General features: G+C 40.1%; 14 protein-coding genes and 1 pseudogene. 7 read left to right on the top strand and 8 right to left on the bottom strand.

Going from position 1 to position 9,414, the window contains the following annotated elements:
* Nucleotides 1-267 precede the first annotated feature (267 nt).
* Nucleotides 268-498 (bottom strand): membrane protein insertion efficiency factor YidD, encoded by a 231-nt coding sequence (gene yidD / locus BIV59_RS15385; protein WP_071352334.1) that lies wholly within the window; start codon nucleotides 496-498, stop codon nucleotides 268-270.
* A 177-nt stretch (nucleotides 499-675) separates the two neighbouring features.
* Here yidD and BIV59_RS15380 point away from each other — a divergent pair, with 177 nt between their 5' ends.
* Complete coding sequence (locus tag BIV59_RS15380; protein WP_071352333.1) at nucleotides 676-1,149, top strand: S-ribosylhomocysteine lyase; 474 nt, start codon at nucleotides 676-678, stop codon at nucleotides 1,147-1,149.
* A gap of 136 nt (nucleotides 1,150-1,285) precedes the next feature.
* Here BIV59_RS15380 and ytzI read toward each other — a convergent pair whose 3' ends face one another.
* A complete protein-coding gene (gene ytzI, locus BIV59_RS15375) occupies nucleotides 1,286-1,471 on the bottom strand; it encodes a YtzI protein (RefSeq protein ID WP_071352335.1) in 186 nt (61 codons plus the stop codon).
* A 401-nt stretch (nucleotides 1,472-1,872) separates the two neighbouring features.
* The gene (locus tag BIV59_RS15365; RefSeq protein ID WP_071352331.1) at nucleotides 1,873-2,235 is read right to left on the bottom strand and encodes a YhfM domain-containing protein; all 363 of its coding nucleotides are present in this window, start codon (nucleotides 2,233-2,235) and stop codon (nucleotides 1,873-1,875) included.
* A 548-nt stretch (nucleotides 2,236-2,783) separates the two neighbouring features.
* On the opposite strand from BIV59_RS15365, the gene BIV59_RS15360 reads away from it, so the two are divergent.
* Complete coding sequence (locus tag BIV59_RS15360) at nucleotides 2,784-3,227, top strand: Dps family protein (protein WP_071352330.1); 444 nt, start codon at nucleotides 2,784-2,786, stop codon at nucleotides 3,225-3,227.
* Between the two features lie 177 nt (nucleotides 3,228-3,404).
* Here BIV59_RS15360 and BIV59_RS15355 read toward each other — a convergent pair whose 3' ends face one another.
* A complete protein-coding gene (locus tag BIV59_RS15355; RefSeq protein ID WP_071352329.1) occupies nucleotides 3,405-3,662 on the bottom strand; it encodes a DUF6154 family protein in 258 nt (85 codons plus the stop codon).
* Nucleotides 3,663-3,887: 225 nt separating this feature from the next.
* Between BIV59_RS15355 and BIV59_RS15350 the strand changes: the two genes are divergently transcribed.
* Nucleotides 3,888-4,226, top strand: a complete 339-nt coding sequence (locus BIV59_RS15350) for a hydrolase (RefSeq protein ID WP_071352328.1) — start codon at nucleotides 3,888-3,890, stop codon at nucleotides 4,224-4,226.
* A 498-nt stretch (nucleotides 4,227-4,724) separates the two neighbouring features.
* Here the strand turns inward: BIV59_RS15350 and BIV59_RS15345 are convergent, their stop codons facing one another.
* Nucleotides 4,725-5,573 carry a DUF6612 family protein gene (locus BIV59_RS15345; protein WP_071352327.1) on the bottom strand — a complete coding sequence of 283 codons (849 nt, stop codon included), beginning with the start codon at nucleotides 5,571-5,573 and terminating at the stop codon, nucleotides 4,725-4,727.
* A 117-nt stretch (nucleotides 5,574-5,690) separates the two neighbouring features.
* Between BIV59_RS15345 and ytkD the strand changes: the two genes are divergently transcribed.
* On the top strand, nucleotides 5,691-6,167 hold the full coding sequence (ytkD, locus tag BIV59_RS15340) for an RNA deprotection pyrophosphohydrolase (protein ID WP_071352326.1): 477 nt from the start codon (nucleotides 5,691-5,693) through the stop codon (nucleotides 6,165-6,167).
* Between the two features lie 46 nt (nucleotides 6,168-6,213).
* Here the strand turns inward: ytkD and BIV59_RS15335 are convergent, their stop codons facing one another.
* The 3 genes and pseudogenes from BIV59_RS15335 to BIV59_RS15325 all read right to left on the bottom strand — a co-directional run.
* Nucleotides 6,214-7,020 carry an ABC transporter permease gene (locus tag BIV59_RS15335; RefSeq protein WP_071352325.1) on the bottom strand — a complete coding sequence of 269 codons (807 nt, stop codon included), beginning with the start codon at nucleotides 7,018-7,020 and terminating at the stop codon, nucleotides 6,214-6,216.
* Nucleotides 6,998-7,780, bottom strand: coding sequence for an ABC transporter ATP-binding protein (locus BIV59_RS15330; protein ID WP_071352324.1), 783 nt, complete (start codon nucleotides 7,778-7,780; stop codon nucleotides 6,998-7,000). Before BIV59_RS15330 ends, BIV59_RS15335 begins: the two co-directional genes overlap by 23 nt.
* Nucleotides 7,781-7,809: 29 nt before the next feature.
* Nucleotides 7,810-8,277 (bottom strand): annotated as a pseudogene (locus BIV59_RS15325) (ABC transporter substrate-binding protein); the annotation flags it as partial.
* Between the two features lie 211 nt (nucleotides 8,278-8,488).
* On the opposite strand from BIV59_RS15325, the gene BIV59_RS15320 reads away from it, so the two are divergent.
* The 3 genes from BIV59_RS15320 (at nucleotide 8,489) to BIV59_RS15310 (ending at nucleotide 9,362) form a co-directional block, all read left to right on the top strand.
* Nucleotides 8,489-8,848: a DUF4181 domain-containing protein gene (locus BIV59_RS15320; protein ID WP_071352323.1), complete on the top strand. Its 360-nt coding sequence runs from the start codon at nucleotides 8,489-8,491 to the stop codon at nucleotides 8,846-8,848.
* Nucleotides 8,849-8,988: 140 nt separating this feature from the next.
* On the top strand, nucleotides 8,989-9,159 hold the full coding sequence (locus BIV59_RS15315; protein ID WP_071352322.1) for a DUF6440 family protein: 171 nt from the start codon (nucleotides 8,989-8,991) through the stop codon (nucleotides 9,157-9,159).
* A gap of 17 nt (nucleotides 9,160-9,176) precedes the next feature.
* The gene (locus tag BIV59_RS15310) at nucleotides 9,177-9,362 is read left to right on the top strand and encodes a hypothetical protein (protein WP_071352321.1); all 186 of its coding nucleotides are present in this window, start codon (nucleotides 9,177-9,179) and stop codon (nucleotides 9,360-9,362) included.
* Nucleotides 9,363-9,414 lie beyond the last annotated feature (52 nt).

Below are 9,414 nucleotides of genomic sequence, written 5' to 3'. Positions count from 1 at the left end.
ACATAATTTATTAACAAGGCTCTTTTCTTAAAGATTGTTTTTTTTTAATTGTTCTGTAAAGGATCCTCTTGTTAAACCAGGTTGATTGGAGTGTAAGGTGCGAGACTCCTGTGGGATTAGCGGGAAGGTGAGACCCCGCAAGCGCAACTGAGGAGGCTCACCGCCCGCCCCACGGAAAGCGAGCATCCTGAAGCGGAAATCAACCCCTTGTTCAGGGAGCAACAAAGTTTACGAAAACAGCCATTAACAATGACAATAAAAGTTACTTTATTTTTTCCTCTTTTTTTCAGGGACAGGATCAAAGCCCCCAGGATGAAACGGCTGGCATTTTAAAATCCTGATGAGAGTAAGCCAGCTTCCTTTAATCGGCCCAAAACGCTTAATCGCTTCAATTCCATAATGAGAGCATGTAGGGTAAAAACGGCAGGAAGGAGGCTTGAGAGGGGAAATGGCAATCTGATAAAAACGGATTAATCCTATAAGGAGTTTGTTGATCATGAGTGTCATCCTTTTCAGAGAATGTGTTAATGCTTCTTGTGCAACTATATCATATATCACTATAGAGATTCAGCAGGGATGCCTATTCCAGAAATTAATTATAAATCAAACAAAATAGATGAAAAATGTCGGAATTAGCTGTAGAATAGGATACAGATAACAATAAGGAGTGATAAAATGCCTTCAGTAGAAAGCTTTGAATTAGATCATAACGCTGTTAAAGCCCCTTTTGTCAGACATTGCGGTGTTCATAAAGTAGGAACAGACGGTGTTGTTAATAAATTTGATATACGTTTTTGCCAGCCGAATAAACAATCGATGCAGCCGGATTCCATCCATACGCTTGAGCATTTGCTTGCTTATAATATCCGCAAGCATTCTGAGCAGTATGATCATTTTGATATCATTGATATTTCCCCAATGGGCTGCCAGACAGGTTTTTACCTGGTCGTAAGCGGAGAGCCTACGGTTTCAGAGATTATCGATGTTCTGGAAGAAACCATGAAGGATGGCGTGCAAGTCACTGAAATTCCTGCTGCCAATGAAACACAATGCGGCCAGGCTAAACTTCATGACCTTGAAGGAGCAAAAAAATTGATGAATTTCTGGCTTAAACAAAGCAAAGAAGATCTTCATCAAGTATTCGCATAAATGATAGGAAAGCAGCCAGGGGTTCGGCCCTAAGGCTGCTTTTTTAGTTCACAGCGAAATAAAGCAGAGGTGCCATAATGAGAGAATATATTCAAACACCTCCGCCGAAACGATTTTCCATGATGGATCTATCATATTACTTCGGCTGGTCTTCGCTTTGCCCTTCCAAAGTTTCAGCTTTGTCTGCAAAGGAATCAGTTCCATGGCCTTCATCCCTGTTATCAATTGGATCAATAGTGTGCTTATAGCCATAGCCCTTATTGACTGTAGTAACCGAAAGCAGCAAGACGGCAAGAACAATTAAAATGCCCGCAATAATCATGATTGTGACCAAGCGAACCCCTCCCTTTTCCTTTTAATCCTATTTTATCAAAAAAAGAGGTGAGAAAACCGTCATCTCTAAGGAATGTAAAGGGCCCGATGATTAAGGGAGGATGATCGCCTGTCAGCTATACGACTGTTTGAGGACATAGCTTTGCTCACGAACAGCAAAAAGGAACGGCTGACGAAAGGTATATACCATATACAGCTGGTCAATAGCTTTCATAGTCATTTGAAAACTTGGCTTAGTTCTCAAGGTGTGGCAGCAAAAACTGCCTTTATTGGTTTAGATGGCTTGAATGGTGAAGCATTTATCGCTCGAAAAACGGGTTGAGCATATGCATATTCAGCCTGTCAAAAATCAAGTTATAACACAGTGAAATGTTCAAAAGGTTTGTCTTGTTAATTCGATCTGATTTCAAAAAAGGAAAAAATACTTGTAGAATCCTTTACTGATAACTTGGCAAATTCAGCAGTTCCTTTATAAATTTCTATCTGTTTCTTATTCGGTGTAATCCATAATCTATATTCAATTGTTTTTGCATTAGGATTATCAAAATAAAAGTTATAATCAGGATTTTTTTTCAATTCAACTTTTGAATTTTCCCACTTAGTATTTTTAAGAACTTTTTTGACTTCTTTAATGTCTTCTTCGTTATTAATGGTTTTATATGGATGCTCGTTACCATCTACATCATATTTATTAATAACAAGTGGTATTTTGGTTGTACTCGTAGCACATCCAGCAAGTAGGACAAGAAACAAAGAAACTATAATACTAAACTTGCTGAAATAACGATAATTTCTTTTATCTGGAAATATTTTTAATGACCTCCTTTAATTGTATAGACGGTATTCTTTAATAAAGGTCACAATCCCTCCCTAAACAAACAATATGTCGGAAATCCGCTGCTTTTATGATTTATATATATAAACAGCAATCCCTGTGAAGTCTGACACACCATACTTCCTTGACTGAAGAAACATTACTAAAGAAAGAATTGAGCTGGTTAAAAGAAGTAGACAGTACTGTCATTTATTCATTACTTAAAGCAAAACCAAGCATCATGATTAAAACTAAAAGAATAGAGTGCAGTCCTATACGACTGCGGGGCAAGCCTAGTCAATTAGAAGCCATTAGGTTTGAACCTCCACTTTAAGGCTGTTAAGTGGCGGGCAGTTCCTCATCTAGGGAAATTACTGTAAATGATCTATTAGAAATTTGTTTAAGAGCCCATAGCAGCTTGCTAAATAAATGTTTTAACTTTTAGGAAAAGGGAAATATATAAAATATATACAGGAGGTTGATAGTAATGTCTAAAAAGACTGTAGAAGTGGTAAATAAGGAAATCGCCAATTTCAGCGTGCTTTATACAAAGCTGCACAATTATCATTGGTTCGTGAATGGACCGCATTTTTTTGAACTCCATGTAAAGCTTGAAGAACTATATAACGAAGTGACTGCTAACATGGATGAGCTTGCTGAAAGGCTTTTGGCACTTGGGGAAAAGCCAGTTGCAACTATTAAGGAATATATGGAACTGACTTCCATTGAGGAAGCTACAGGCCAGGAAAATACAGAAGATATGGTTCAAAGTGTTATTACCGACTTTGAAAAATTGTCTAAGGAACTCGAAGAAGGTATTGAATCTGCCGAGAAGGATGATGACCAGGTTACTGGTGATATGCTGATTGGCATGAAGAAGAGCCTTAATAAACATGCATGGATGCTAAGAGCGTATCTTGGACGTTCATAATTAAGGAAAGATCCGCTTTCAAAGCGGGTCTTTTTTTTTGCTGTGCAAAGAAAATGAGCCGGCTATAAAATGCCGGCTCATTTTCTTTGAAATTCGAATTCGATCACTGCAGGTCATTTTACATGTTCCGCAGTGAGGGCAGATATGTATGAAAAGTGATATCAGCAGACAGTAACCTTAATGGATATTGCGCTGGTGAAAGGGAAGCGGCTTCACGTCATCAAGGCTTTCTTGAGCGAATTTCCCTTTTAATGACTCGATGATATATAATCCCATTAAATTGTTCAATTCCTGGTCATCCATATCCTGAAGCAGCCCGAGGATTTCTCCGCGGTCAAGCTGTTCTAATACAGCAAATGCCAGCATATCGATATCTTCTTCATCCCCTGTAAGCTTGTTCCGATAAAGATTATACAAGTCTTCAATCAGTTTCATTCCTATCACCTCACAATCTGGATGTCTGTGCAGCTATTTTTGACCGAAAAAACAACTTGTGAATATACTATATGTTTTACCCTTAGAATGATTCTTTAATCTATTTTTTTACATTTTGATAGAAAACATCCACAGTGCAATGTGAAAATCCCCTAAAGGTTTTGGGTATGAAAAGGTGCTTCGTGAAGGAAAATATAACTAACAAATAACAAGGGGGCAGATGCTTTGGCTGAAAGCAAAAAGACCTATTATATTGAGCTGGGCAGCGGACAAATATTCCAGGATCGGGAATGCTCTACATGGAATTATAAGATTGAAGCAACCGATAATGAAATTATCAGGCTTAGATCATACTTTGACCAGAGTTATTCCGCAGATATTGAAAATTTCTATCGTGCCCATGTGCCATATGTGCAATATCACTACGACCGCGGCAATGATACGAATGATTTAGTACTTCAAAAAATTTACGAAATGATACACGAGCTTGGCAATCAGGAGGCCAAAAATCATATAGAGGCAATAGGAATTCTTCAGACAAAAACGCAGGATGGCTTCTCATAAGAGATTTCACCCTGCTTTTTTGTATAGTTGATTAGCGGAGGCTGAACTGGCGCTTCCGCTTTTTATTGAATCCAGCTGCAGCGCCAAGCCCCTCGAGGTCATAAGTCACCAAAGAATGGAAGGCAAAGAGCGCCTTCTATTCTTCAGTGCCTTATGCAAGTCGGGGGTGAACAAGGCGCTGCCGCTTTTTATTGAATCCAGTTGCAGCGCCAAGCCCCTCGAGGTCATAAGTCACATAAGAATGGAAGGCAAAGAGCGCCTTCTATTCTTATGCGCCTTATGCAAGTCGGGGCTGAACAAAGCGCTTTCGCTTTTTATTGAATCCAGCTGCAGCGCCTAGCTCGCTGTGCAAAAGATGTTTTGTCCTTAGAAGGCAAAGAGCGCCTTCCAAGGCCAAAACCCTATTTGCTTGGGCCCCCAGGATGGGGGTCACAAAGACGTTGCCGCAGGAAGCGGCGTTCTTAGTCTTTGTTCCTATGAACAAGGCGCTTTCGCTTTTTATTCGGACATGTCCGTAGCTGATTGTATGATCTTTTGCGGTATTGTAATAGCTTTAACTTTGTTGAAGTTTGAGAAGGTGCTGTCTGAGGTTTGTTTGCTATGGATTTCTTCGCCAGCCGTCTTTACGTTCATCTCCATCGCGATAATCAGTCTTTTTGGATAAAAGGTATTTTTATCGATATAGTATTTATATTTCACATTCTTAATGTCCAGGGCGTCATCAATCGGAAGATTCTCTGACTCCGGGCCTAAGTTTTTCTTAGCTTCCTCTTTTATAAAATCATTGAATTTGTCGCCCGATGCATCAAGGGTTAAAATATATTGAGAGTTGTCGGTTTGAAAGGTAAAGTCGTTAACAAATTGCTGCAGCTTTCTTAGCTGATCGGCAGGATTGCCTTGGGTTTTAGGGAGATTCTTAAGTACGGCAGTCAAAGAATCAGGCAGCTTCACCCACTGTTTTGATGTTGGATCATAAGTGAAAAAGCCATCCTTCGTGAAATAGCTTTCTGTTTCCTGAGGCTGTTCACCTTGTGGTGTAATACGTGCCTTTTGGTAAAAAGAAATCGGCTCCTGGGTGACATCCATTTTCATTTCGGATTTAACAGAAACAGATTTTCCTGTACCATTATCCGTAACCTGATTCATGTTCATATCGATTGAGAGGCTTTTGATGGTGCCTGCAGCTTCAGTTGTCTTTTTGTACACCTGTTCGAGGGTAAGTGATTTTTGGCTTTCCTTAGTACTGTCAGTACCTTTTTCTGATGATACGGGCTCTGCCTTTTCGCTGCACGCACTAAGCATTAATATGGAAATACAAAGAGGGGCAGCCAGCCATTTTAGTTTCATAATTTGTGCTCCTTTCATAAATGGAATATATATACAGGATATAACAAATAACGAGCCGGATGTTTGAAAAAGGAATAAATGGGACTTTTTTACTGTTTGTGAACCGGGGGTAACTATATGAAGAAATTTATTGATTATCAAGGGAATTTAGTGGAGTTGTCTGAGGAGGCAGTTTTCGGAAGTGCGGATCATGTCCTCGTTCTTTGCATCTATAGAGGTGAATGGGTCTTGACGCGCCATAAAATCAGGGGAATGGAATTTCCGGGCGGAAAGAAGGAGCAGGGAGAAAGTGCTGAAGAAGCTGCTGCAAGGGAAGTATTTGAGGAAACGGGCGGCAGAGCTGAAAATCTGCTGTTTTTAGGCCAATACAAAGTTCATGATGATAAGAAGTCTTTTGTAAAATCCATTTATTTTTCAGAGCTTGCCAATATGGCTGTCAAGAACTCCTATTTAGAAACAGAGGGGCCAGTGCTGTTATCGAGGCTGCCCGATAACATAAAAGAGGAGCCGGGTTTCAGTTTTATCATGAAGGACGATATCTTGCCCTTTAGTCTTGAAAGGCTCAAGAAGCTGCAGGGTAAAAATTCATCCTGAAAACTTTGTGCAAATAAAAAAATGGAGTGCAGGATCCTCCATTTTTTTACCCGTTTTTAATCAGCTTTTTCTCCAGCAATTCTACGAGCTGATACATAATTGTCGCAAAAACTGCAATAATCAGGAGTGAAAGCAGCACAAGAGAAAAATTAAAGACTTGAAAGCCATAGATGATTAAATAGCCGAGTCCTTTGGCAGAAACCAGAAATTCACCCACGATGACCCCCACCCAGGACAGCCCCACATTTACTTTTAAGGTGGATATGATTGTTGGAAAGCATGCCGGCAATACAGCCTCCCTGAATGTTTGCAGTCTTGTGGCCCCGAAAGTCTGAAGGACCTTTAAATAGTTGGGGTCTACTTCTCTGAATGAGGTATACACTACAATCGTCGTAATAATAACTGAAATAATGGCACCCATGGAAATAATGGATGTAAAACCCGGTCCAAGTACAACAATCAGAATCGGCCCGAGTGCAACCTTTGGCATGGCATTTAATATAACCAGATACGGGTCGAGCACTTTAGATAGAAAAGGGGACCACCATAATGCAGCAGCAAGCATAGTTCCCATCAGTGTACCCAGAATGAAGCCTAGAAATGTTTCAAAAACAGTCACGCTGATATGGGTGATTAAAGATCCGTTGGAAAGCTTTGTGAGGAATAGTTCCCATATCTTTGCAGGCGAGCTGAAAATGAGCGGATCGACCCATTCCATTCTCGAAAATAGTTCCCAGCCAGCAAAAAACACGAGGAATATAAATAGCTGATAGATGCGCACCTTGCGTTTTTCCTTTGTTAACGAAGATTTATAGCGGTCATGCAGCTCCTTAACGTTTAGAGATATTTTCAAGACCCTCAAGCTCCTTCCAAATCGTCTGGAATAGTTCCTGGTATATCGGATGGCTTCTTGTCTGAAAAGGGGTCAGGCCCCTGATCTCTTCCGGGACTGCAAATGTGGCATGCAGCCTGCCTGGATTGGCCGAAAACATAAAAATCCGATCGCTCATGGCAATAGATTCTCCGATATCGTGCGTTACGAGAATGGCTGTCTTTTGGAAGGATTTCAGTGTTTCGAAAACTAAATCCTCCAGCTTTAATTTTGTCTGGTAATCCAGTGCGGAAAAGGGTTCATCCAGCAATAAAATCTTAGGATCAACAGCAAGGGTCCTTGCAAGTGCTGCCCGCTGCCTCATCCCCCCTGAAAGCTGTTTTGGGAATTGTCCCTGTACATCTTCAAGACCAACATCCTGCAAAAGCTTAAGTCCCTTATTCCTCGCGGCTTCCCCGTTTTCATTGCGGAGCTTTAAGCCGAGAACCACATTTTCCTCAATGGTTTTCCACGGGAACAGATAATCTGACTGAAGCATATACCCGATTGAATTTTCCGTTCCTCCATGCAGCTGGCTTTCCCCGAGCATTACCTTTCCCGCTGTTGGAGAAAATAGGCCGGCGATGATGGACAGCAATGTTGTCTTACCGCAGCCGCTTGGGCCGAGGAAGGAAATGAATTCCCCTTCCTCAATTTCTAAGCAGATTCCATCGAGAGCAGTAAATGCGGCAGTTTTAGAAAAATACGTATGGTGAATGTTCTGGATCGATAAAAAACCCATGAAGGATTCTCCTTTCTGCGGCAGATAAGCTATTTCTTTGAAGCTTTTTCTGCAATCTCTGTGTTCACCAATTTAGAATGCTCCACCCTGGACGGCAGCTCGCCAGCTTCATTCATGATATCCTGCAGATTATTCCACTCCTTTTTATCAAGGATGGGATCTGTTGCATAAGAACCCTGTGATTTATAGCGGTTTATGACCGTTTCAATGGTTTGCAGATCTGTATCTTCGAAATATGGCTGGATAACTTTTGCCACTTCACCCGCATTATGCTTTTGCACCCAATCCTGGGCTTCTTTTATGGCCCTCGTGAATTTTTCAACTGTGCTTTTATTCTTTTTTATAAAGCTTTTTTTGGACATATAAGTGGTGTATGGCAAATGCCCGGACTCTGTACCGAAGGAAGCGACGATATGCCCTTTTCCTTCCTTCTCAAAAATGCTCGCTGTCGGCTCAAACAGTTGAACAAAATCCCCCGTACCGGATGCAAATGCATCAGGTTACAAAATGCACTCTTTAAATCTCAATTCTCTTATGAGGGTTTATTTGAAATATTTAAAATATATGTAAAATAAAGTATAATTTTAAGAGGGGATATTTTTTTAGGGTGGAGGATTAACCATAGTAGTAAATTTTTCAAAGCTCTTCGCAGGACATCCTCATTGCCCGGATTTTATTTTTCCTATTGTTTCTATAAGGAGGCTGCTTTTGAATACATTGTCCATCGTATTAATTCCAGTCGTTTTGTTTTTGCTGCTTATGCTGATCTTAGCTTTTTTAATGAAGAAAAACAAAGTGAGCATGGAATCGCTTGAAGCTGTTTCAAAACACCAGAGAATTGCAGAAGTCCTGTTGATTGCCTTGATAGGAGTGCTGTTTTTCACAACCTCTACAGGTTTTGAGAAATATTATATTTTTCTTTACTTTACAGTTGTTTCTCTATTTCGTTCCTTTATGTCGAGGAAGTATAAAAAGGGGCAAAAGGATTATCTTGTTCATTTATATATAGCAGGATCACTATTATTTTTTATGATTTTTTTGTATGAATACAACAGGTTCATCATTTAAACGTTTAAACTTGCCGATTGGTTTTCCTCTCCAGGCGCAAGAATTCTGAGGCGTCTACAGTCATGACTGGCTTCATTGGATACTTCCTGTAAAAGAGGGAATTAAACTCATTAAAAAGCGAAAGAGGGATCATTAAAGATATGGCAAAAGATAAGCGATTTGAAATCACATATACACAAGGTACGCTTAATCTAATACAAATATTAAAGGATAGGGAAACCGGGGTTCAATATCTTCAAAGCGTGTCAGGAGGAGGAACCGGTTTAACGGTCCTGGTAGATTCAGAAGGAAAACCGATTCTTTCCAAGTAATCTTATGGAGGTATACTGTGAATATTAAATATTATATATTAATGAGTATTGTCTGTCTGATAAATGCATCCAGATATTTGGATAACATCATGCATCAGGATGCAGGCTGGTATGAAAGATTGATGCTGGCAGCGATGATCCTTGCAGCAGCCGTATTTGCTGCACAAGCTTATAAAGGCTGGAAATACAAAAATAAGCATTAGTGCTATAGTTTTGTGAAACTTCATTGTATGCCTTAATACCCAGAGCGTTCAA

This window comes from Bacillus sp. MUM 13 (genome assembly GCF_001866725.1).
In the GTDB taxonomy this organism is placed as follows: domain Bacteria; phylum Bacillota; class Bacilli; order Bacillales; family DSM-1321; genus Peribacillus.
This window is presented reverse-complemented; position numbering and strand designations above follow the sequence as displayed.

Bases quoted from the DNA above. Each gene is read 5' to 3' on its own strand.
- BIV59_RS15315 (WP_071352322.1), top strand. From the start codon at position 8,989: ATGGCAAAAGATAAGCGATTTGAAATCACATATACACAAGGTACGCTT.
- BIV59_RS15380 (WP_071352333.1), top strand. From the start codon at position 676: ATGCCTTCAGTAGAAAGCTTTGAATTAGATCATAACGCTGTTAAAGCC.
- BIV59_RS15360 (WP_071352330.1), top strand. From the start codon at position 2,784: ATGTCTAAAAAGACTGTAGAAGTGGTAAATAAGGAAATCGCCAATTTC.
- ytkD (WP_071352326.1), top strand. From the start codon at position 5,691: ATGAAGAAATTTATTGATTATCAAGGGAATTTAGTGGAGTTGTCTGAG.
- BIV59_RS15330 (WP_071352324.1), bottom strand. From the start codon at position 7,780: ATGGGTTTTTTATCGATCCAGAACATTCACCATACGTATTTTTCTAAA.
- yidD (WP_071352334.1), bottom strand. From the start codon at position 498: ATGATCAACAAACTCCTTATAGGATTAATCCGTTTTTATCAGATTGCC.
- ytzI (WP_071352335.1), bottom strand. From the start codon at position 1,471: ATGATTATTGCGGGCATTTTAATTGTTCTTGCCGTCTTGCTGCTTTCG.
- BIV59_RS15355 (WP_071352329.1), bottom strand. From the start codon at position 3,662: ATGAAACTGATTGAAGACTTGTATAATCTTTATCGGAACAAGCTTACA.
- BIV59_RS15345 (WP_071352327.1), bottom strand. From the start codon at position 5,573: ATGAAACTAAAATGGCTGGCTGCCCCTCTTTGTATTTCCATATTAATG.